The 22,261-nt window shown below is 67.2% G+C and carries 22 protein-coding genes; 15 read left to right on the plus strand and 7 right to left on the minus strand.

All coding sequences use genetic code 11. The features are described 5' to 3' along the window. Positions 1–74: 74 nt before the first annotated feature. The gene (locus tag AAHB16_RS17235) at positions 75–851 is read right to left on the minus strand and encodes an enoyl-CoA hydratase (RefSeq protein WP_342051548.1); all 777 of its coding nucleotides are present in this window, start codon (positions 849–851) and stop codon (positions 75–77) included. A gap of 102 nt (positions 852–953) precedes the next feature. On the opposite strand from AAHB16_RS17235, the gene AAHB16_RS17240 reads away from it, so the two are divergent. The 4 genes from AAHB16_RS17240 (at position 954) to paaK (ending at position 3,885) form a co-directional block, all read left to right on the plus strand. Next, positions 954–1,208 (plus strand): RNA-binding protein, encoded by a 255-nt coding sequence (locus tag AAHB16_RS17240; RefSeq protein ID WP_150373629.1) that lies wholly within the window; start codon positions 954–956, stop codon positions 1,206–1,208. A gap of 81 nt (positions 1,209–1,289) precedes the next feature. Beyond that, positions 1,290–2,087 carry a 2-(1,2-epoxy-1,2-dihydrophenyl)acetyl-CoA isomerase PaaG gene (paaG, locus tag AAHB16_RS17245; protein ID WP_342051549.1) on the plus strand — a complete coding sequence of 266 codons (798 nt, stop codon included), beginning with the start codon at positions 1,290–1,292 and terminating at the stop codon, positions 2,085–2,087. A 4-nt stretch (positions 2,088–2,091) separates the two neighbouring features. Next, the gene (gene paaI, locus AAHB16_RS17250; RefSeq protein ID WP_150373627.1) at positions 2,092–2,535 is read left to right on the plus strand and encodes a hydroxyphenylacetyl-CoA thioesterase PaaI; all 444 of its coding nucleotides are present in this window, start codon (positions 2,092–2,094) and stop codon (positions 2,533–2,535) included. Positions 2,536–2,556: 21 nt separating this feature from the next. Further along, a complete protein-coding gene (paaK, locus tag AAHB16_RS17255) occupies positions 2,557–3,885 on the plus strand; it encodes a phenylacetate--CoA ligase PaaK (protein ID WP_150373626.1) in 1,329 nt (442 codons plus the stop codon). A 13-nt stretch (positions 3,886–3,898) separates the two neighbouring features. On the opposite strand, the gene mltA is transcribed toward paaK, so the two are convergent. Next, entirely contained in the window at positions 3,899–5,032 is a 1,134-nt protein-coding gene (mltA, locus tag AAHB16_RS17260; protein WP_342051550.1) for a murein transglycosylase A, read from the minus strand. Between the two features lie 82 nt (positions 5,033–5,114). On the opposite strand from mltA, the gene AAHB16_RS17265 reads away from it, so the two are divergent. Then, positions 5,115–5,324: a hypothetical protein gene (locus AAHB16_RS17265; RefSeq protein WP_342051551.1), complete on the plus strand. Its 210-nt coding sequence runs from the start codon at positions 5,115–5,117 to the stop codon at positions 5,322–5,324. Between the two features lie 7 nt (positions 5,325–5,331). On the opposite strand, the gene apaG is transcribed toward AAHB16_RS17265, so the two are convergent. Further along, on the minus strand, positions 5,332–5,706 hold the full coding sequence (gene apaG, locus AAHB16_RS17270) for a Co2+/Mg2+ efflux protein ApaG (protein ID WP_150373623.1): 375 nt from the start codon (positions 5,704–5,706) through the stop codon (positions 5,332–5,334). A 124-nt stretch (positions 5,707–5,830) separates the two neighbouring features. On the opposite strand from apaG, the gene rpe reads away from it, so the two are divergent. From rpe to AAHB16_RS17310, 8 genes are all read left to right on the plus strand, one after another. Continuing rightward, entirely contained in the window at positions 5,831–6,526 is a 696-nt protein-coding gene (gene rpe, locus AAHB16_RS17275; protein WP_342051552.1) for a ribulose-phosphate 3-epimerase, read from the plus strand. Continuing rightward, positions 6,523–7,248, plus strand: a complete 726-nt coding sequence (gene gph, locus AAHB16_RS17280; RefSeq protein WP_150373621.1) for a phosphoglycolate phosphatase — start codon at positions 6,523–6,525, stop codon at positions 7,246–7,248. The genes rpe and gph overlap by 4 nt, the downstream gene beginning before the upstream one ends. 422 nt (positions 7,249–7,670) lie before the next feature. Continuing rightward, positions 7,671–9,176, plus strand: coding sequence for an anthranilate synthase component I (trpE, locus tag AAHB16_RS17285; RefSeq protein WP_150373620.1), 1,506 nt, complete (start codon positions 7,671–7,673; stop codon positions 9,174–9,176). 19 nt (positions 9,177–9,195) lie between these two features. Further along, on the plus strand, positions 9,196–9,786 hold the full coding sequence (locus AAHB16_RS17290; protein WP_150373619.1) for an anthranilate synthase component II: 591 nt from the start codon (positions 9,196–9,198) through the stop codon (positions 9,784–9,786). Between the two features lie 56 nt (positions 9,787–9,842). Beyond that, on the plus strand, positions 9,843–10,871 hold the full coding sequence (gene trpD, locus AAHB16_RS17295) for an anthranilate phosphoribosyltransferase (protein WP_150373618.1): 1,029 nt from the start codon (positions 9,843–9,845) through the stop codon (positions 10,869–10,871). Between the two features lie 86 nt (positions 10,872–10,957). Beyond that, positions 10,958–11,761, plus strand: a complete 804-nt coding sequence (gene trpC, locus AAHB16_RS17300) for an indole-3-glycerol phosphate synthase TrpC (RefSeq protein ID WP_342051553.1) — start codon at positions 10,958–10,960, stop codon at positions 11,759–11,761. A gap of 14 nt (positions 11,762–11,775) precedes the next feature. After that, positions 11,776–12,414, plus strand: a complete 639-nt coding sequence (locus tag AAHB16_RS17305) for a CYTH domain-containing protein (protein WP_342051554.1) — start codon at positions 11,776–11,778, stop codon at positions 12,412–12,414. An 88-nt stretch (positions 12,415–12,502) separates the two neighbouring features. Beyond that, complete coding sequence (locus AAHB16_RS17310; RefSeq protein ID WP_342051555.1) at positions 12,503–13,279, plus strand: uracil-DNA glycosylase; 777 nt, start codon at positions 12,503–12,505, stop codon at positions 13,277–13,279. A gap of 22 nt (positions 13,280–13,301) precedes the next feature. Here the strand turns inward: AAHB16_RS17310 and AAHB16_RS17315 are convergent, their stop codons facing one another. After that, on the minus strand, positions 13,302–13,589 hold the full coding sequence (locus AAHB16_RS17315; RefSeq protein ID WP_150373614.1) for an acylphosphatase: 288 nt from the start codon (positions 13,587–13,589) through the stop codon (positions 13,302–13,304). Positions 13,590–13,739: 150 nt separating this feature from the next. On the opposite strand from AAHB16_RS17315, the gene AAHB16_RS17320 reads away from it, so the two are divergent. Both AAHB16_RS17320 and AAHB16_RS17325 read left to right on the plus strand, forming a co-directional pair. Continuing rightward, a complete protein-coding gene (locus tag AAHB16_RS17320) occupies positions 13,740–15,482 on the plus strand; it encodes an ABC transporter permease (protein WP_342051556.1) in 1,743 nt (580 codons plus the stop codon). 20 nt (positions 15,483–15,502) lie between these two features. Then, positions 15,503–16,852 carry an ABC transporter ATP-binding protein gene (locus AAHB16_RS17325; RefSeq protein WP_342051611.1) on the plus strand — a complete coding sequence of 450 codons (1,350 nt, stop codon included), beginning with the start codon at positions 15,503–15,505 and terminating at the stop codon, positions 16,850–16,852. Positions 16,853–16,889: 37 nt separating this feature from the next. Here AAHB16_RS17325 and AAHB16_RS17330 read toward each other — a convergent pair whose 3' ends face one another. Genes AAHB16_RS17330 through acuI form a run of 3 tightly spaced genes read right to left on the minus strand, consistent with a single transcriptional unit; the run spans position 16,890 to position 22,241 of the window. Next, positions 16,890–19,346, minus strand: a complete 2,457-nt coding sequence (locus tag AAHB16_RS17330) for an FUSC family protein (RefSeq protein ID WP_342051557.1) — start codon at positions 19,344–19,346, stop codon at positions 16,890–16,892. A gap of 51 nt (positions 19,347–19,397) precedes the next feature. Further along, entirely contained in the window at positions 19,398–21,212 is a 1,815-nt protein-coding gene (locus AAHB16_RS17335) for a M61 family metallopeptidase (protein WP_150373611.1), read from the minus strand. Positions 21,213–21,239: 27 nt separating this feature from the next. After that, on the minus strand, positions 21,240–22,241 hold the full coding sequence (gene acuI, locus AAHB16_RS17340; protein WP_342051558.1) for an acrylyl-CoA reductase (NADPH): 1,002 nt from the start codon (positions 22,239–22,241) through the stop codon (positions 21,240–21,242). Between the last annotated feature and the right edge of the window lie 20 nt (positions 22,242–22,261).

Below are 22,261 nucleotides of genomic sequence, written 5' to 3' on the forward strand. Positions count from 1 at the left end.
GTCCGGTTTTCATCGTCGTGCAACATGTGCATGAAAACCCTACGCCGCCCTCGGGTATTCCCTGATCCGCGGCCTTACCGATGCTTGAAGTTGGCCGGGCGTTTTTCGACGAACGCGGCCATGCCTTCCTTCTGGTCTTCGGTGGCGAACGTCGCATGGAACAGGCGGCGCTCGAAGTGCACGCCTTCGGCCAGCGACGTCTCATAGGCGGCGTTGACCGACTCCTTGATCATCATGACCACGGGCAGCGAGTAGCCGGCGACCGTCTCGGCCGCGCCCACGGCTTCCTCGAGCAGCTTGTCCGCCGCCACGACGCGGGAGACGAGGCCGGCGCGTTCGGCTTCGGCCGCGTCCATCATGCGGGCGGTCAGGCACAGGTCCATGGCCTTGGCCTTGGACACCGCGCGCGGCAGGCGCTGGGTGCCGCCGGCGCCCGGCATCGTGCCGAGCTTCACCTCCGGCTGGCCGAACTTTGCCGTGTCCGCGGCAATGATGATGTCGCACATCATCGCGAGCTCGCAGCCCCCGCCCAGCGCGTAACCGCCCACCGCGGCGATGACGGGCTTGCGGATACGGCGGATGGTTTCCCAGTTGCGGGTGATGTAGTCGCCCTTGTAGACGTCCATGAACGAGTACTTGGCCATCATGCCGATGTCCGCGCCGGCCGCGAAGGCGCGCTCGCTGCCCGTGATGACGATGCAGCCGACCGCCTCGTCTTCATCGAACGCCGTCAGCGCCGCGCCGAGGTCGTCCATCAGCGCGTCATTGAGCGCGTTGAGTGCCTTGGGGCGGTTCAGGGTCACGATTCCGACGCGGCCGCGTGTTTCCACGAGGATGTTCTCGTACGACATGTCTGCTCCTTGTTATGACTGCTGGCTAGTGTAACGAGTGCTGCCTGTCTTTTCGCGACCTGGGGGCATAGACTCAGGCTTGCGCACATCGAGGAGCACATCATGTCACGCCTCATGCTGACGAACATCGATCCCGATGCGTCCGATGACGACGTCCACGCTTTTCTCCGCAAGTACGGTCTGCCCGATTCCAACATCCTCGAGCGCCTGGAAGGCGACGGCACGCGTCCCGCCGTGGTGCTGACCTACGACGACGTCGACGCCGAGACGCTCCACAAATTCTCCGAACGTATCCACCACATGTACTGGCGCGGCCGCGAACTCGTGGCCGAGGTCATGCACGACAGGTTCGCCTGATTGCGGGCCATCAGGGATATTGCCGATATTTACCGACCGCGTGGTCGGTTAATTTCCACATGATGCCCCGGGGAGACCGTCATGCGTTCGTCGCTCGATACCGGCCCGATCCTGCTGCAGTGGCAAGGCGATGTCGCCATGGTCACGCTCAATCGGCCCGACAAGCTCAATAGTTTCACGCGCGCCATGCACGAGGCGCTGCGCGGCGCGCTGGACCGCGTGGAAGCGGGCGGCGCGCGGGCGCTGCTGCTGACCGGCGCGGGACGCGGCTTCTGCGCGGGGCAGGACCTGGCCGACCTCGATTTCACACCTGGCAACGCGACCGACCTCGGCACGCTGATCGACGACCACTTCAATCCGCTGGTGCGGCGGCTGCAGGCGATGCCGCTGCCCGTGATCGCGGCCGTCAACGGCACCGCGGCCGGTGCGGGCGCCAATCTGGCGCTCGCGTGCGACATCGTGATTGCCGCGCGGTCCGCGAGCTTTATCCAGGCGTTCGTGAGGATCGGGCTCGTGCCCGACTCCGGCGGCACGTGGTTCCTGCCGCAGCGCGTGGGGATGGCACGGGCCATGGGGCTGGCCATGACCGGCAACAAGCTGTCTGCCGAGGAGGCGGAAAAGTGGGGGCTGATCTGGGAGACGCTCGACGATCCGCTGCTGCACGAGCAGGCGCTGGCGCTGGCCACGCAACTGGCGGCGCAGCCCACGCGCGCGCTGGCCGCGATCAAGCAGTCGATGCGGGCGGGCCTGACCCATACGCTCGACGCGCAGCTCGACCTCGAACGCGACCTGCAGCGCGACCTCGGCCGCTCGCACGACTATACCGAGGGGGTGAATGCATTCCTCGAGAAGCGCGCGCCCCGCTTCACCGGTGAATGACCCCGTGAACCGCGACGCGCAGGCACTGGCCGAAGCCGCGGCGACGGCAATGTACGACGCCGACGCATGCAGCCGCTGGCTCGGCATGGTCGTGGAAGCCGTGCGGCCCGGCTACGCGCGGCTGTCGATGCCGATCCGGCCCGAATTCCTCAATGGCCACGGCACCTGCCATGGCGGGCTGATGTTCACGCTTGCCGATTCGGCCTTCGCGTTCGCCTGCAACAGCCACAACGTGAATACCGTGGCGGCCGGCTGCAGCGTCGAGTTCCTGCGGCCCGTGCTGGGCGGGGACACGCTGACGGCGGAGGCCGTCGAGCAGGTCCTCTCCGGGCGCCATGGCATCTACGATGTTCGCGTGACGAACCGGGCCGGAGAGCCCGTGGCGATGTTTCGCGGCAAGTCCGCGCAGATCCGGGGGCATGTGGTCGAGCCGCTTCCGGGTACCTGAGACGACCGACAGGAGACTCCCATGCGCCCTGCCCCCAGCGCGTTCCAGACCGACCTGCCGCTCGAGCCGATCGAGACCGCCAGCCGCGAGGCACTCCAGGACCTGCAGATCGAACGGCTCAAATGGTCGCTGCGCCATGCGTACGACAACTCGCCGGTCTATCGCCGCAAGTTCGACGAGGCCGGCGTGCATCCCGACCAGCTGCGGTCGCTGGCCGATCTCGCGCGGTTTCCGTTCACGACCAAGCAGGACCTGCGCGACCACTATCCGTTCGGGATGTTCGCGGTACCGCAGGATCGCGTGGCGCGGATCCATGCGTCGTCCGGGACCACGGGCAAGCCGACCGTGGTCGGCTATACGCTGCGCGACATCGATACCTGGGCGACCGTGATGGCGCGTTCGATCCGCGCGTCCGGGGCGCGGCGCGGGGACAAGGTGCATGTGAGCTACGGCTACGGGCTGTTCACGGGCGGGCTCGGCGCCCACTACGGCGTGGAGCGCTGCGGGCTCACGGCGATTCCGTTCGGCGGCGGCCAGACCGAGCGGCAGGTGCAGCTGATCCTCGACTTCCGTCCCGACATCATCATGGTCACGCCGAGCTATATGCTGGCGATTGCCGACGAGCTCGAGCGCCAGGGCGTGGATCCGGCCTCGACCTCGCTGCGCCTCGGCATCTTCGGCGCCGAACCGTGGACGCCCGAGATGCGGCTGGCGATCGAGAAACGGCTCGGCATCTCGGCCGTCGATATCTACGGGCTCTCCGAGGTCATGGGGCCTGGCGTGGCCAACGAGTGCGCGGAGACCAAGGATGGCCCGACGATCTGGGAGGACCATTTCTACCCCGAGATCATCGACCCCGATACCGGCGAGGTGCTGCCCGACGGCGCATTCGGCGAACTCGTGTTCACGTCGCTGACCAAGGAGGCGATGCCCGTGGTCCGCTATCGCACGCGCGACCTCACGCGGCTGCTGCCCGGGACGGCGCGGCCCGCCTTCCGGCGCATGGAGAAGGTGACGGGCCGCGCGGACGACATGATGATCGTGCGCGGGGTCAATGTGTTTCCGTCGCAGATCGAGGAACTGATCCTGCGGCATGCGGAACTGGCGCCGCACTATCAGTGCGTGCTCGGCAAGGAGGGACCGCTGGACACGCTGACCGTGCGCGTGGAGTGCGCGCACGGGGCGAGTCCGGCCGATGCGGCCGGCGCGCGGACGACGCTCGCGCACGATATAAAGGCCTATATCGGCGTGAGCGCGGCGATCGACGTGCTGCCCGTGGGCGGGATCGAGCGCTCGGTCGGCAAGGCGCGGCGGATTGTCGACCAACGCGTCGACCAACGCCCGCGCTGAGCCGACGCCTGCCTCAGCTCCGGGGCATCAGCACCCACATGCGGCCGCCCTGCTTCATGCGGCCCGCGGTCTCGCCGGCCGCATCGCCCGCGCCCCAGAAGAAGTCCGCGCGCACGCCGCCGCGGATGGCCGAGCCCGTGTCCTGCGCGAACATCAGGCGCTGGATCGGCTCCGTCGACAGCGGCCGGGTCGTGGACAGGAACACGGGCACCCCAAGCGGAATCGTGGCCGGATCCACCGCGATCGAGCGTTCGGCGGTCAGCGGCACGCCGAGCGCGCCCACCGGGCCCTCATTGGTCGGGGGCAGTTCGCGGAAGAACACGAAGCGCGGATTGACGTTGAGCATCTCCTCGACGCGGGCCGGATTGGCGCGCGCCCAGGCCTTGATGCCCTGCATCGTGGCCTGCACGGGGGTGATCTCGCCGCGGTCCAGCAGCCATTTGCCGATCGAGCGGAACGGCTGGTCGTTGGTCCCGCCAAACCCGACGCGCATCATCGTGCCGTCCGGAAGCCGGATACGGCCCGAGCCCTGGATCTGGAGGAAGGCCGCTTCCACGGCGTCATCGACCCAGACCAGCTCGTTGCCGCGCATGGCCGGGTTCTGCATGAGTTCGCCGCGCGCGGGCAGCGGGCCCTTGCCCATCGTGGGCGGGCGCCGGTACAGCGGCACCTGGTACGGGCCCTGGCGCGTGCGCGAGCCATGCAGGATCGGTTCGTAGTAGCCCGTGATCAGCCCGCTGTCCGTGCCGTCGCCATTGACCACGCGGTACGGCTGGAAGTTGGTCTCGAAATACTCGCGCATCGCGGGCAGGTCGCCCGCATCGACCATGATGCCGACCGAGCAGACACGGTTCCAGTCGGGACGCTTCTTGAGCGCCTGGCAGCTGGCCAGCAGCGCGGGCCAGGCCGCGCGTACGTCGTCCGCGCTCCAGCCGCCGACCTCGTTCCAGCTGACGGCCTGCAGGCGGCCGGCCGCGGTCGAAGCCGGGGGTGGCGCGGTACCCGTGCCCGGCGTGGTGGCCGTGGGGCCGCCGGGGCCCTGTACACGTGGGGGCGGGCCGCTCGAGCAGCCGGCGAGCCAGATCGCCACGCTGGCCATCGCGGTCCAGCCGAGGCGGCGCCAGTTCGTCATTGCTTGATATGTCATCTGTGATCGAAGCCGTATCTCATACAATCGTCATTTGCATCGCACCGCTATCCCTGACGATTCCATTCCGAATGAGTTCCCGATGAGCCAGTTTCTGTCAGACCATCCGATGCTCGTGTTTGCGCTGGAGGCGGGCGCGGCCCTGTTCCTGCTCGTGTTCATCGTCGTCTGGACCATGGGCACCGCAAAGAAGAATCCGCGCCCCGCGCGCGCGCCCGACGATCATCCCTCCCGCAACGGTGGCACGAAGCCAGCGCAGGAGCAGGCGGAAACGGGCTCGCGCGAGTCCTGACCCCGGGTCAGTGCAACATGCGCGGGAGCACGAGCGCGAATTCGGGAATGGGGACTTCGAAGCGGTGGCCGTCCTCGGCCACGCAGAAGTATTCGCCCTTCATTGAACCGACCGGGGTCGAAATGGTGGCCCAGCTCGTGTATTCGAAGTGCTCGCCTGGCTTGAGCAGCGGCTGGTGGCCCACCACGCCCAGGCCCGACACTTCCTGCGAGGCATTGTCGCTGTCGGTGATGACCCAGTGGCGCGAGATCAGCTGCGCGGCCACTTCGCCGGTATTGCGGATATTGATCGTGTAGGCGAAGGCGTAGCGCCCGCGCTCGGGGTCCGACTGGTCGGACAGGTACTGGGTACGTACCGTCACGGAAAATGCGTACTCGCTCATTGTCGGCAGGGCTTGTTGGCTCGAGGTGACCGCATTGTGCGGCAAGGCCCCGGCAGCGGCAAGCGGCCCGACCAGCGTAGAATACCGGCTCGTCTCAGCCCCAGCGCACCGCCCCCCACTTGTCATGACCACCTATCGCATCGCCCCCTCCATCCTCTCCGCCGACTTTGCCCGCCTGGGCGAGGAAGTCCGCCGTGTGACCGAGGCCGGCGCGGACTGGATCCACTTCGACGTGATGGACAACCATTACGTGCCCAACCTGACCGTGGGACCGCTGGTCTGCGAGGCCATCCGCCCGCATGTGACCGCTCCCATCGACGTGCACCTGATGGTGCGCCCGGTCGATCGGATCATCCCGGACTTTGCCAAGGCCGGCGCCAATATCATCACGTTCCACCCGGAAGCCAGCGAGCACGTCGATCGGTCGCTCGCGCTGATCCGCGACAACGGCTGCCAGGCCGGCCTCGTGTTCAACCCGGCCACGCCGCTGCACCACCTGGACCACGTGATGGATCGGCTGGACGTGATCCTGCTGATGTCGGTGAACCCGGGCTTTGGCGGCCAGTCGTTCATTCCCGAGACGCTGAACAAGCTGCGCGCGGTGCGTGCCCGCATCGACGCCTACGCCGAACGCACGGGCCGGAAGATCCTGCTGGAAGTGGACGGCGGCGTAAAGGTGGACAACATTGCCGAGATCGCGGCGGCCGGCGCCGATACGTTCGTGGCGGGCTCCGCGGTATTTGGCAAGCCCGATGCCGATGGCGGCTACAAGGGCATCATCGGCGCGCTGCGCGAACAGCTGGCGAAGGTTGGCCAATGACCGTCGAAATCCTGCGCCGCACCGACTGGAGCGGCATTCAAGGCGTGATCGTCGACCTCGACGGCACGATGGTCGATACGGCCGGTGACTTCCACGCCGCCATCAACGCGATGCTGCTGGCGCTGGCGCACGCCCATCCGGAGCTCGGCCCCGTGGAGCCGATGTCCGCGCAGGCGATCGTCAGTTTCGTCGGCAAGGGCTCCGAGAACCTGATCCGGCGCGTGCTCGAGACGCGCCTGCCGCAGCAGGCCACCGCGCTGTTCGACGAGGCCTACGACCTCTACGACCGCGAATACGTGCGCATCAACGGCCAGTTCTCGTCGGTCTACCCCAACGTGCGGGAAGGTCTGGCGGCGCTCAAGGCGGCCGGTCTGCGGCTGGCCTGCGTGACGAACAAGCCGGAGAACTTCACCACGCCGCTGCTCGCACGCACCGGTCTGGACCAGTATTTCGAGCTCGTCTACGGCGGCGACGCGTTCGCGCTGCGCAAGCCGGATCCGTACCCGCTGCTGCAGGTGGCGCAGGCCTTCCGGCTGCAGCCGTCGGCCATGCTGGCCATCGGCGACTCCGAGAACGACGCCCGCGCCGCGCGCGCGGCCGGCATCGGTGTGCTGCTGATGCCATATGGCTACAACCATGGGAACCCTGTACAAGGCGTCGACGCCGATGGTATAGTCGCCGACATTGCGCGCGTTGCTGCCCTTCTGGCCGCACGGCGTTAGTCACAGCGTCAATAGCAGCGTTAGTCACAGCGTCAATTCATCGCAAGTCAATCACCTGAACGTCAATGTTCGTCAACCGCAAACGCATCTCTTCTGGCAGTGATCGGCAGGCTTGGCCCTGGCGTCGCTGGCACGCCTCCATCCAGGCGTAAGGTGCGTTCGCGAGTCTCCTGACAGTTCCCAGCAGATCCCATCCTGCCGCACCGTAATGCAGGGCCGCCCATGACGGGCGCCTGTGCTACGGTTAGCTCCACGAACGCGCCGCACGCCACCCCGAGCCGTGTGCGCCCTTGTCCGCAAGCCATCGTCACACGGTCCATACCCCGGGGGCGGATCCGTGCATGCATGCATCCGCCTCTTGCCGACATCGCGGTGCCGCGTCCCCACCTGTCCATGACGGGTGCCGCAAGCAGAGGATCGACATGACAGAACTCGAATTCAAATCGCTGGCCGATCAGGGCTACAACCGCATTCCGCTGATCGCGGAGGCGCTGGCCGATCTGGAAACCCCGCTCTCGCTGTACCTCAAGCTGGCGCAGTCGCAAACGCGCGGCGTGAACACCTTCCTGCTGGAATCGGTGGTCGGCGGCGAGCGCTTCGGCCGCTATTCGTTCATCGGCCTGCACGCCCGCACGCTGCTGCGCGCCTATGGCGAGCGCGTGGAAGTGGTCACCGACGGCAAGGTCGTTGAGACGCACGAAGGCAACGCGCTCGATTTCATCGCGACGTTCGAGAGCCGCTTCAAGGTGGCGCTGCGCCCGGGCCTGCCACGGTTCTGCGGCGGTCTTGCCGGTTACTTCGGCTACGACGCGGTCCGCTATATCGAGAAGACGCTGGCCGGCACGCAGAAGCCGGACGACCTGAACCTCCCCGATATCCAGCTGCTGCTGTGCGAGGAACTGGCCGTCATCGACAACCTGTCGGGCAAGCTCTACCTGATCGTCTACGCCGACCCGACCACGCCGGAAGCCTATTCCCGCGCGCGCCAGCGTCTGCGAGAACTGCGCATGAAGCTGCGTCAACCCGTGGACGTGCCGGTGACCAGCCCGTCGGTGCAGACCGAGGTGTACCGCGAGTTCGCGAAGGCGGACTATCTGTCCGCCGTGCACAAGGCCAAGGAATACATCATGGCCGGCGACATGATGCAGGTGCAGATCGGCCAGCGCCTGATGAAGCCGTATCGCGACGCGCCGCTGTCGCTGTACCGCGCGCTGCGTTCGCTGAACCCGTCGCCGTACATGTACTTCTACAACTTCGGCGACTTCCAGGTGGTGGGGGCTTCGCCGGAAATTCTGGTGCGGCAGGAGACGCGCAAGGTCGAGAACGATACCTCGCGCGTGATCACGATTCGCCCGCTGGCCGGCACGCGTCCGCGCGGCAACACGCCCGAGCGCGATGCCCAGCTGGCCACGGAACTGCTCAACGATCCGAAGGAGATTGCCGAGCACGTGATGCTGATCGACCTCGCGCGCAACGATATCGGCCGCATCGCCGAGATCGGCTCGGTCAAGGTGACCGACAAGATGGTCATCGAAAAGTATTCGCACGTGCAGCATATCGTGAGCTCGGTGGAAGGCACGCTGCGCGACGGCATGACCAACCTCGACGTGCTGCGCGCGACGTTCCCGGCGGGCACGCTGTCGGGCGCGCCCAAGGTGCGCGCGATGGAGATCATCGACGAACTGGAACCGCGCAAGCGCGGCATCTATGGCGGCGCGGTGGGCTATCTGTCGTTCGGCGGCGAGATGGACCTCGCGATCGCGATCCGCACGGGCATCATCAAGGACGGCAATCTCTATGTGCAGGCGGCAGCGGGCATCGTTGCCGATTCGGACCCCGAATCCGAATGGAAAGAGACCGAGGCGAAGGCGCGCGCCGTGATCCGCGCTGCCGAACAAGTCCAGGACGGCCTGGACACCGAGCTCTGAACCGGACAGGAGAATTGCCATGCTGCTGATGATCGACAACTACGATTCGTTCACCTACAACCTGGTGCAGTACTTCGGCGAGCTCGGCGAAGACGTGCGCACCTATCGCAACGACGAGATCACGATCGCGGAGATCGAGGCGCTGAAGCCCGACCATATCGTCGTGTCGCCGGGACCGTGCAGCCCGCGCGAAGCCGGTATCTCCATCGACGTGCTGAAACATTTCGCGGGCAAGGTACCGCTGCTGGGCGTGTGCCTGGGTCATCAGGCCATCGGCGACGCGTTCGGCGGCAAGGTGATTCGCGCCAAGCAGGTGATGCACGGCAAGGTCAGCACGATCGAGACCACGCAGGACGGCGTGTTCGCCGGCCTGCCCAGACACTTCGACGTGACGCGTTATCATTCGCTGGCCATCGAACGCGAGACGCTGCCGGACTGCCTCGAGGTCACCGCATGGACGCCCGATGGCGAGATCATGGGCGTGCGGCACAAGACGCTGGCCGTCGAGGGCGTGCAGTTCCATCCGGAGTCCATCCTGTCGGAACACGGGCATGCGCTGCTGGCCAACTTCCTGAAGACGCCGCGGCATCCTGCGGAGCCCGCGAAGTGAGGCGGCTCGATACGCCCGGACTCACCGCCACCGACCCTAGCCAACCGAACACCGCCATGTCCATCACGCCACAGGAAGCGCTCACCCGCTGCATCGAACACCGCGAGATCTTTCATGACGAGATGCTGCACCTGATGCGGCAGATCATGCAGGGCCAGATCTCGCCCGTGATGGCCGCGGCCATCCTGACCGGCCTGCGCGTGAAGAAGGAAACGATCGGCGAGATCTCGGCGGCCGCGCAGGTGATGCGCGAGTTCGCGAACAAGGTGCCGGTGGCGGACCGCGAGAACTTCGTCGATATCGTCGGGACCGGCGGCGACGGCTCGCATACGTTCAATATCTCCACGGCGTCGATGTTCGTCGCGGCGGCGGCTGGCGCCAGGATCGCGAAGCACGGCAATCGAGGCGTGAGCTCGAAGTCGGGCAGCGCGGACGTGCTGGAGGCGCTCGGCGTCAATATCATGCTGACGCCCGAGCAGGTGGGCGAGTGCATCGCGCAGACCGGCATCGGCTTCATGTTCGCGCCGACCCATCATCCGGCCATGAAGAACGTGGCGCCGATCCGCAAGGAAATGGGCGTGCGCACGATCTTCAATATCCTCGGGCCGCTGACCAATCCCGCCGATGCCCCGAATATCCTGATGGGCGTGTTCCATCCCGACCTCGTCGGCATTCAGGTGCGCGTGATGGAGCGCCTGGGCGCGAAGCATGCGATCGTCGTCTACGGCAAGGATGGCATGGACGAGGTATCGCTCGGCGCGGCCACGATGGTCGGCGAGCTCAAGGATGGCGAAGTGCGCGAGTACGAGATCCACCCCGAGGACTTCGGCCTGTCGATGATCTCCAACCGCGGCCTCAAGGTGGCGGACGCGGCCGAGTCGAAGGAAATGGTGCTCGAGGCGCTGACCAATGTGACCGGCACCCCGCGCGAGATCGTGACGCTGAACGCGGGCACCGCGCTGTACGCGGCCAACGTGGCGTCGTCGATCGAGGACGGCATCGGCCGCGCGCGCGAAGCGATTGCAAGCGGCGCCGCGCGCGAGAAGCTCGACCAGTTCGTGCGCGCCACCCAGCAGTTCCGATAAGACCGGTTGCTCCCGCAACAGTCTGCGGGAACCCCGGCGCCCCGTGCGCTTACCAACCCGGTTGGCACACATCGAAAAGTATCGCCATGTCAGACATCCTGCAGAAAATCCTGGCCGTGAAGGCCGATGAAGTGAACGCCGCGCGCAAGGTGCGCGACCTACCCAGCCTGCGCGCCGAGGCCGAGAGCCTGCGCACCGAGGCAGGCCTCGCGCCGCGCGGGTTCGAGCGGGCCATTCGCGAGAAGATCGCGGCCGGCCATGCGGGCGTGATCGCCGAGGTCAAGAAGGCGTCGCCGTCCAAGGGCGTGCTGCGCGAGCACTTCGTGCCGGAAGCCATTGCCGAGAGCTACGCCACGCACGGCGCCGCCTGCCTGTCGGTGCTGACCGACGTGAATTTCTTCCAGGGCCATGCGGACTTCCTCAAGCGCGCGCGCGGCGCGTGCCCGCTGCCGGCGCTGCGCAAGGACTTCATGATCGACCTCTATCAGGTCTATGAAGCGCGCACGTGGGGGGCCGACTGCATCCTGCTGATCGTGGACGCGCTCGATCCGGGCCTGATGGCGGAGCTCGAAGCCTGCGCGCACGAGCTCGGTATGGACGTGCTCGTGGAAGTGCACGGCCCGGACGAGCTCGATCGCGCGCTGCGGCTCAAGACGCCGCTGCTCGGCGTGAACAACCGCAACCTGCGCACGTTCGAGGTGTCGCTGGACAACACGCTGGACCTGCTGCCGCGCATGCCCGCTGAACGGCTGGTGGTGACCGAGTCCGGCATTCTCGGTCCGGACGACGTCAAGCGCATGCGCGAGGCGAACGTGCACGCGTTCCTCGTGGGCGAGGCCTTTATGCGCGCGCCCGAGCCCGGCGTGGAACTCGCGCGACTGTTCGCGTAAGGCGAGTTGCATTCATGGGTCGCGAGATCGAGCTGAAGCTGTCCGTGCCAGACGACGCACTGGCCGTGGTGTCGGGCTGGCTGGACCAGCATGGCGAGGCGTGTGGCGAGGTGACCATGCTCAACGTGTACCTCGACACGCCCGCGCGCGATCTGGCGCGGGCGCGCGCCGCGCTGCGGTTGCGGCGCAAGGACACGCAGTGGCTGCAGACGCTGAAGACCGTCGGCCAGAGCGTGGGCGGCATGACATCGCGCAACGAGTGGGAAACGCCGGTGGCCGGCGAGGCGATCGAGCTGCATCGCTTTCCCGACGCGGCGCGCAAGGTGCTGGCGCCGCTGATGACGCAGCTTGCGCCCGCGTTCCGTACCGACTTCGTGCGCCGGACGTGGATCGTCGAGCAGGATGGCGCGCGCATCGAGGCCGCGCTCGATACGGGCACGATCAGCGCGGCGGGTGTGGCGGCCATCGACGCGATTCAGGAGCTCGAGCTCGAATGGCTGTCCGGCGACGAAGCAAACGCCGAGACGGCGTTGCGCGCGCTGGGCGAACGGTTGCGTGCGGTGGCCCCGCTGACGCCGTCCGATCTCAGCAAGGCCGCGCGCGGTTATCGTCTGACGGAACCGCCCGCGTCCTCCTCCGCGCCCGTCGCGTAACGGCTGCCGACTGTCAGCCCTCGACTCTCAGCCCTCGACTCTCAGCCCTCGACTGTCAGCCCTCCCTATCCCGCCCCTTTTCTACCGCATGCAAGCCGATCTGTTCGCCACGCCCGCCACACCCGCCACGCCCGCGTCCAAGCCCGCCATCGTCGATAGCGTGCAGACGCAGGTCGATGCGCTGCCCGCCGCATGGCGCGCGTTGCTCGCGCCGTGCCTCCAGGGCGCCGCATGGGAAAACCTGTGCGCGTTCGTCGATGGCGAGCGTGAAGCGGGCAAGCCGGTGTTTCCGCATGCGGTATTCCACGCGCTGCATCTGACGCCGCCCGAAGCGGTACAGGTCGTGATCCTCGGGCAGGACCCATATCACGGCACGGGCACGGTCGGTGGCGCAGAAGTGCCGCAGGCGCATGGGCTGGCGTTCTCGGTGCCCGCGGGCGTCAAGGTGCCGCCGAGCCTGCGCAATATCTTCAAGGAGATCGGGGCCGAGTACGGCGTGGATGGCGTACGCGGCTCGGGCAACCTCGAAGGCTGGGCGCGTCAGGGCGTGCTGCTGCTGAACACCGTGCTCACGGTCGAGCAGGGCCAGGCGGCCAGCCATGCGAAGCGCGGGTGGGAGGCGGTGACCGATTGCCTGATCCACGCGCTCGCGGCCGCGCGGCCGCATCTCGTATTCATGCTGTGGGGCAGCCATGCGCAGGCCAAGCGCGCGCTGCTCGCGGGTGACGATCATTGCGTGCTCGAGGCTCCGCACCCGTCGCCGCTCTCGGCGCATCGCGGTTTTCTGGGCTGCGGGCATTTCCGCGCGGCCAACGATTTCCTGGCCCGGCATGGGCGGCCGGGTATCGACTGGCTGGCTAGCTGAGCCAGCCGAGCCACCTGTAACGTCAGGCCGTCGGCAGCCAGTCGAACCGGTCGAAACGGTCGAAAGGACCCTCCCCCGTTTTGGCGTCGACCCGCGAGACGCGCGCGGCGGGCGGGCCCTTCTGCATCCATTCCCGCAATGCCTCGAGCCGTTCGATCGGACCGGCTGCCATGACCTCGACCGTACCATCGGTCCGGTTGCGGACCCAGCCCGTCAGGCCGAGCGCCGTTGCGCGCTCGAGGCAGGCGGCGCGGTAGCCCACGCCCTGGACCACGCCGTGGGCGGTCAGATGCCAGATGTCTTGTGTCATCGGGATGTCGGTGGGTTGTCGAAGATCGATCGGATAGCCAGCAGCATACGTCCATCGCCCTAGGTAAACTACCTAGCCCGTTCGCGCGTTAGGGGAATGACAACGCGCGCTCCGTGTGCTCCGGACGCTGCTTTCCACCGGGGCCCGCCCATGCCAACGAACCACGACCGTACCGCCGCGCCCGGCTACGACGGGCAGCTGCTGACCGCGCCGCCAAATCGCTTCGACTTCGCGCTGCTGCCGATCATTCTCGCCGTGATCGTCATCGTCGCGTACACCGCGCAGCAGATGAACGTGCCCTACCAGCCCGGCGAGGCGCTGGACGTGCGGCTCGACGTCGCCTACCTGCCCTACTACCTGATGCGCACGAGCATCCGCATGCTGGCCGCGCTCGGCGCGTCGCTGCTGTTCTCGTTCGCGTTCGCGGCGCTCGCCTCGAAGAACCGCACGGCGGAGAAGATCCTCGTGCCGGCGCTCGATATCCTGCAGTCGATTCCCGTGCTCGGCTTTCTGTCGATCACGGTCACCGGCTTTATCGCGCTGTTTCCGGGCAGCCTCGCCGGCGTGGAATGCGCGGCGATCTTCGCGATCTTCACGTCGCAGGCGTGGAACATGGCGTTCAGCCTCCATCAGTCGTTCCGCACGATTCCGGGCGATCTGCTCGAAGCGGCGACGATGCTGCGCCTGTCCGCATGGCAGCGCTTCTGGCGCCTCGAGGTCCCCTACGCGATGCCGGGCCTGCTGTGGAACATGATGATGTCGATGTCGGGCGGCTGGTTCTTCGTCGTCGCGTCGGAAGCCATCTCGGTATCGGGGCACGACATCCGCCTGCCAGGCATCGGCTCGTATATCGCGCTCGCGATCCAGCAGCAGAACCTGGCCGCGATCGGCTGGGCGATCGTCGCGATGCTGGTCGGCATCGTGCTGTACGACCAGCTGCTGTTCCGGCCGCTGGTCGCATGGGCCGATCGTTTCCGCTTCGAGACGCTGTCGCAGGACGATGCGCCGCAGTCGTGGGTGCTGAACCTGCTGCGGCGGTCGGCATGGGTGCATACGCTGCTGAAGGCCACCGCCGCGCTGGCGGGACGCTCGCTGGCGTGGAGCGCGCGGCATCGCCTGGCCGGGCGCCCCGCCCCGGTGCCCGTGCGCGCGGGGTGGAAGGACCGCGTGCGCGATGGCGCGATCCTGCTCGTCGCGCTGATCGCGCTCGGGCGCGTGCTGTGGTTCGTGCATGGCGAGGTGGGCTGGGCCGAGGCGGCGCATGTGCTTTGGCTTGGCGTGCTGACGATGACGCGCGTGATCGTGCTGATCGCCATCGCGGCGGTGATCTGGGTGCCGATCGGCATCCGCATCGGCCTGAATCCGTCGCTGGCGCGCATTGCCCAGCCGATCGCGCAGTTCCTCGCGGCATTCCCGGCCAACCTGATGTTTCCGATCGCGGTAATGGCGATCGTGAAGCTCGGCCTGAACCCCGAGATCTGGCTCAGTCCGCTGATGATCTTTGGCACGCAGTGGTACATCCTGTTCAACGTGGTGGCCGGGGCGTCGGGCATTCCGACCGAGCTGCGGCTGGCCGCGCGCAACTTCGGGCTGCGGGGCTGGCTCGTGTGGCGCCGCTTTCTGTTGCCGGCCGTGTTCCCGAGCCTGCTGACCGGACTCGTGACGGCGGCCGGCGGGTCGTGGAACGCGAGCATCGTGTCCGAGTACGTGACGTGGGGCGATCGCACGCTCGTCGCGACCGGGCTCGGCAGCTACATTGCCGAAATGACCGCGAAGGGCGACTTTCCGCGCATCGCGCTCGGCATCGGCGTCATGGCGCTGTTCGTGGTCGGATTCAACCGGCTGCTGTGGAACCGGCTGTATGACATTGCGCAGTCGCGCAATCGACTCTAGGCCTCGGTGAGGATTGGATGATGGCGGATCAGGACAAGATCGTCGCAGGGGTGGCGGACAACGCGGCAGCGAAACCTCCCGTGATTGCGTTGCACAACGTGGGCAAGGTATTTCGCACGGCCGACCATGCCGATCGCTCGGTGCTCGAGGGCGTGAACCTGACCCTGCGCGAGGGCGAGATCGTGGCCATGCTTGGCCGCTCGGGCTCGGGCAAGTCCACCCTGCTGCGGATCATGGCGGGGCTCGTGGCGAGCGATCACGGCGAGGTACGGTTTCGCGGGCAGCCGCTGGTCGGCGCGGCCGAGGGCATCGCGATGGTATTCCAGTCGTTCGCGCTGTTTCCGTGGCTGTCCGTGCAGCAGAACGTGGAGCTCGGGCTCGAGGCGCAGGGCGTGCCCAAGGCCGAACGCGCGCGGCGCGCCGAGGCGGCGATCGATCTGATCGGCCTGTCCGGCTTCAACAGCGCATTGCCGCGCGAGTTGTCGGGCGGCATGCGGCAGCGGGTGGGCATTGCGCGCGCGCTCGTGACCGAACCCGATCTGCTGCTGATGGACGAAGCGTTCTCCGCGCTCGATGTACTGACCGGCGAGACGCTGCGCGACGAGATGATCGATCTGTGGGAGTCGGGGCGCGCGAATATTCGCAGCATCCTGATCGTTTCGCACAATATCGAAGAAGCGGTGATGATGGCCGACCGCATCGTGATTCTGTCAAGCGATCCGGGGCGCGTGCGGGCGGAAGTGAAGGTGCCGTTCCCGCGGCCGCGCAATCGCGACGATGCGCAGGTGCGCGCGTTGATCGACGAAGTGTATGCGCTGATGACCTCGCCCGCGGCGATGGGGCCGCGCATGGCGACGATGGCGGCCGCCCAGCAGATCGGCTTCCGTCTGCCCAATGCCGATATCAGCCGGATGGAAGGGATTCTCGACCTGCTGCTCGAGGCGCCCTTTCTCGGGCGCGCGGATCTGCCGCATCTGGCCAGCGAGGCCGGCCTCACCGATGACGAACTGCTGCCCGCGTGCGAGGCGCTGCAACTGCTGCAGCTTGCCACGCTCGAACGCGGCGATATCGCGGCGACCGCGCTCGGGCGTGCCTACTATGCCGCGGAGCCCGCGGAGCGCAAGGTGCTGTTCGGGCGGCAGTTGCTGCGGCACGTGGCGCTGGCCGCCCATATCCGCCGCGAGCTCGAGGCCGCGGAGGATGGGGAAGTCGGCGAGGAGCAGGTGTTGCGCGAGCTCGAGGCGTTCCTCAAGCCCGAGGAGGCCGAGCGGGTGCTGGCCGTGGTCATCGCCTGGGGACGGTACGGGGAGATTTACGCTTACCAGTACAACAGCGGGATGTTGACGTTGCCGGCGCCGGACGATGAATGAATGCGCAAGCGAGCGAGCGCGCGCGCGCGACGCCGATTCAATCTTCCTTCCGCATCGCCCGCCCGATCGCGCCTGTCCGTAGCGCGATCTTGGCCGTGTCCTCGCGCAGCGCGCGCAGGCGCCGTTCGAGCAACGCATTGGCCGCGCGGCCCGTGGAGCTCGCCGTGGAGGCGCCGTCGGGCGCGAACTGCGTGATCTCGCTGGCGCCGAGTTCGCCCGAGGTCGCGGCCTGCACCAGTACTTCCGCCTTGCGCCGGTCCGCCGAATCCGCGAGGCGCGCGCGGCGTTCGCTGGCGGCGTCGGCTTCGGCTTCCTTCTGATCCGCTTCCGCGAGGGCCTCGGCCTGCGCCTCGGGCTCGGCCACCGGTTGCGCCTCGTCCCGCGCGGCTGCCGGCGCTTCCGACGCCGCCATCAGGACATCGGCCGCACCGGCCTCGGTTGCCGCCAGGCCCGCCACCGCGACTTCCGCGGGCGTGCGGATAAAGCCCACACCGCGCGCGCCGTGGATCTCCTCGCCCTGCAGCCGCTCGCTCGCCAGCTCGAGGCTGCGCGTCGCGGCATCGGTCGCCTGCGCCACCGCCGCTTCCGCCGCCGGCAGGTCCAGCTCCGCATAGTGCTGCCGCACCTGGATCCGCGCCGCCGCGATATGCGCGGCCACGAGGTAGTTCTGCAGAATGAAGCGATTCAGGTTGTCCACGGCCCGGTGCCGGCTGCGCGGCTCGTCGAGCATGCGCTGGAACGACGAAATCAGCGCGGACAGGCTGTCCATGAACTGCTTGCGCTGCACGCGATACGCAAAGTCGTCGCTGCTCTTGCGCAGCAGCAGGTCGCGCGTCGCCGCGATATAGCGGCGGTTGGCCTGCAGCACGCTTTCGACGAGCTTCGGAATGGCGCGATACTCCCAGCTGGGCAGCACAAAGCTGAAGATCGACGCCACCACGCCGCCGATCACGGTATCGATCAGCCGCTCGCCCACCACGGTCTGGCTGCCCGGCGCCAGCAGGTTGATCTGAATGAGCACCTGCACGCAGGCCGCGATGGCCGTGTAGCGATACTTGATGGTGACAAATGTCGCGCTGGCCACGAGCGCCAGAAACAGCACCGCGAGCAGCGCCAGCGGATCGTGGATGAACCGTAGCACCACGACACTGATGATGCAGCCGATCAGCGTGCCGATGAGACGATCGTTGTAGCGCTGCTTGGTCGTGCTGAAGTTCGGCTTGAGGATCACGACGATCGTCAGCAGAATCCAGTAGCCATGCGAGGCGTACGGCAGATGGTCGCCGATCCACAGGCCCACGGCCACCGCCATCGTGATCCGCAGCGAGAACCGGAACGCCGGCGAACGCCAGTTCAGGTTGTCGCGGATGACGCCGAACTCGTACTTCTGGCGCGTGAGAAATGGCGTCATGTCCGAACCCGGCAGGACCTTGGCCGGTTCCACCGGCGTCCGCGAGGCCTCGTGCAGCTGGCCGATCAGCGTGATCGCGCCCTTGATCATCTCGAGCGTGTCCGACAGCGCCGTCATCGCCGAGGCCGGAATATGGTGATGGCGCAGCTGCGCGATCTCCTCTTCCACGCGGCGGATGGTCGGCGCGTAATCGACCGTGGCATACGAGGGCCGCCCGCGCGTCACGTCGAACGCGACTTCCTCCACGTCCTGCGACATCTTGCGCACGAGGTCGCGCAGATGGTCGAGCACCGGCGTGCCGCCGAAGACCTGCCGCAGCATCTGGTAGTCGGTGTTCGTCGACAGCACGTACTCGTAGAGATCGAGCATCCGCAGATGCACCTGCACGAGCAGCCCGTCGTGCATGGTCTTGTTGCCGCGCAGGACCAGATCGCGCGCGGCCTGCTGGCGCTCCGCGACCACCATCTGCTGCCGCACGAGCTGGTTGAACTGCTCGTCGAAGTCGTTGCCCGCGTCATAGAACGCGGACTTGATCTCGAGGTAGCGCGAGAGTTCATAGAGCGCCTCGGCCAGAATCTGCTGCCGCGTGCGTTGCTCGGTGATCCAGCTCACGGCCATTGCGTAGATCATGTACGCCATGGCGCCGGCACCGAAAAGACCCGCGTGCGCGAAGGCCTTGCGCACGACGAATTCCTCGTTGACGGTCAGCGTCATGACGAACAGCGCCGAGAACTGCAGCGACATCGTCTTGTTGCCGTACACCGTGAGCATGCCCGCGAAGAACGTGACGGCCACGAGAACGAACGGCATCACGCGCGGGAACGGCACCGCCAGCGCGACGATCAGCGCCACGGCCGTACAGAGCAGCACGCTGGCCAGCATCTCGTTGAACTTGTGGTTCAGCGGGCTCGGCAGGTCCATCAGGCTCGTGCAGAGCGCGCCGATGGAGACCACCATCGCGCTCGGCAGGTCCATGACCTGCATCGCGAGCAGCGTAATGCCGATGACGCCCGTGGCCGAGCGCAGGCCACGGTAGATATAGTGGGAAAACAGGAACGTGCGGGGATCGTGCGCGTATTCCATGGGGCGAGGCGTTCGGGCGGCGGCGCGCGATGACGGCCGCCCCCCGGTGGGTTATTGACCGAGCCAGCGTGCGCGCAAGGCGTGGCGGCCCTCCTCGACCGTGACGCGATATTGCGTGGCGGGCTCGCGGCCCAGCTTGACGGGCAGCACCTGGAGCTCGTCGCGGCGGAACACGTGCACCTCGGTGCGATCGCCGGCGCGATAGCGCGCCAGCAGCTTGTCGAGCTGGCCGCCGGTCACGCGCAGGCCGTCGATGGCCACGAGCAGATCGCCCGACGAGATGCCGGCAGCCTGCGCCGCGCCATCGTCGAGCACCTGCGTCACGCGCACCCAGCCGTCCTCGACGCGCGTCTTGATGCCGAGCGCCGCCGTGTTGATCGCGGTGGCGGGCTTCTGCGTCTCGGCCTTGATGCCGAACGCGCGCAGCAGCGGCACCAGTCCGATCTCGCCCGTGCCCTCGGTCAGCGCGCGCAGCAGCGTGCCGAGCCGCAAGCCCGTGACCTCGTCGAACAGCGCATATACCTCGGCCTCCGTCACGCCGCGCTGGACATGGCCCGGCGCGTAGAACTCGCGACCATAGCGCTGCCACAGCGCGCGCATGACGTCGTCGAGCGAGCGGCGGCCGCCCGTCTTCTCGCGAATGGTCAGATCCAGCGCGAGCGCGACCAGCGAGCCCTTGGTGTAATAGCTGACGATCGCATTCGGCGCGTTCTCGTCCTGACGGTAGTACTTGGTCCACGCGTCGAACGAGCTGGCCGCCACGCTCTGCTTGGTGCGGCCGTTGCCGCGCAGCACGCCGTTCCAGGTCTTGGTGATCATCTCGACGTACTGCTTGTCGTCGATCAGCCCCGTGCGCACGAGAATCAGGTCGTCGTAGTAGCTCGTGAACCCTTCGAACAGCCACAGCAACGGCGTGTAGCTTTCTTCATCCAGCCGGTACGGCACGAACGCCGCGGGCTTGATGCGCTTGACGTTCCACGTATGGAAATACTCGTGGCTGCACAGGCCGAGGAAGGTCCGGTAGCCTTCGCTGGTCTCGCTGTTGCCACGTACGGGCAGATCGGCGCGCGCGCACATCAGCGCGGTGCTCGCGCGATGCTCGAGGCCGCCGTAGCCATCGGTCGTGACCATCGTCATGAACACGTAGCGGCGGTTACTGTCGAGGAACGGCGCGCGTGCCGAGCGCGGCTCGAACAGGCGGATCTGCGCTTCGCAGATCTGTTTCAGGTCGCGGCAGATGCGCTGCAGGTCCAGGCCGGGCACGCGGCCCGTGAACACCACGTCGTGCTGCGCGCCGCATGCCTTGAAGCTGGCCAGCGCGAACTCGCCCATTTCCACGGGATGATCGACGAGCTCGTCGTAGTCCGACACCTGATAGCGGCCGAAGCCGTAGCGCTTCGCGCCGTCGCGGCCGCGCGCCTCGGGCATCGAGGTGGCGACGCGCCAGTTGGCGTAAGCCTCGCCCGCGGGTGCCGCGATCTCGACGAGGCACGGCCGTTCCTGCTGTCCATCGACGCGCAGGAACACCGAGCTACCGTTGAAGAAACCGTGCGTGGTGTCGAGGTGCGCGCTGCGGACCGACAAGTCCCAGGCGTAGACCTCGTAGCGCAATGCGATCGGACCGTTGCAGGGCGCGGCCACCCAGGTCTGCTTGTCGACCTTGGTCAGCGCGACCTGGCCGCGCGCATCGTCGGCACGGATGCGGACGATATTGCGCGCGAACTCGCGAATCATGTAGCTGCCCGGAATCCAGGCAGGCAGCGAGAAGGTCTGGCCTTCGGGATCCGGAGTGTCCACCGTGACGGTCACGGCGAACAGATGCGCTTCCGGATGGAGGGGAGCAATGGCGTAGCGGATCGGCGTCATGGCCACGATTGTAGCGCCCCGTCCGCCTCACCCGTTCACGTTCACGACCACGCGGCCGCGCATGCCGCCTTCGACGATCCGGTGCCCCGCCTCGACGGCCTCCGCCAGCCTGACTTCGCGCGTGATCGCCTGCAGCCGGTCCGGCGCCAGATCCTGCGCGAGCCGTTCCCATGCGCGCTCGCGCAGCGGCATCGCGGCCATCACGCTGTCGATACCGGCCAGCGTCACGCCGCGCAGGATGAACGGCGCCACCGATGCGGGAAAGTCCATGCCCTGTGCGAGGCCGCAGGCGGTGACGACGCCGCCGTAGCGCACCTGCGCGCAGGCATTGACGAGCGTGTGCGAGCCCACCGAGTCGATCACCGCGGCCCAGCGTTCCTTCTGCAGCGGCTTGCCCGGCGTGCCGAGCTCGGTACGGTCGATCACGTCCGCCGCGCCCAGCGCGCGCAGGAAGTCCGCTTCCGCGGTCTTGCCCGTGGACGCCGTCACGCGATAGCCGAGCTTCGATAGCACCGCGATGGCCACCGAGCCGACACCGCCCGATGCACCCGTCACGAGAATGTCGCCGTCGCCGGGACGCACCGGGCCATTCACGCCGCCACGTTCCAGCGCGAGCACCGACAGCATCGCCGTGTAACCGGCCGTGCCGATCGCCATGGCCTGCTTCGCGGTGAACGCGTCGGGCAGTTTCACGAGCCAGTCGCCCTTGAGCTTCGCGCGCTGCGACAGGCAGCCCCAGTGCGTCTCGCCGACGCCAAAGCCGTTGAGCACGACCTTGTCGCCCGCCTTCCACTTCGGATGGCTCGACGACACCACCGTGCCCGCGCCGTCGATGCCGGCCACCATCGGCCATTTGCGCACGACGGGCGCGCGGCCGGTGATGGCGAGGCCGTCCTTGTAGTTGATCGTTGAGTAATCGATGGCAACGACCACATCGCCGTCATCGGGCAGCTGGCTCTCCTCGAGCGCGGTCACCGCGGCCTGGGTCTTGCCGTCGGCCTGCGTGAGCAACAGGGCGTTGAACGTCATGATGTCTCCTCGTTGTTGTG

Origin of the sequence: Cupriavidus sp. OTU4054, from assembly GCF_038440175.1 — a bacterium.
GTDB classification, from domain to species: Bacteria; Pseudomonadota; Gammaproteobacteria; order Burkholderiales; family Burkholderiaceae; genus Cupriavidus; species Cupriavidus pauculus_D.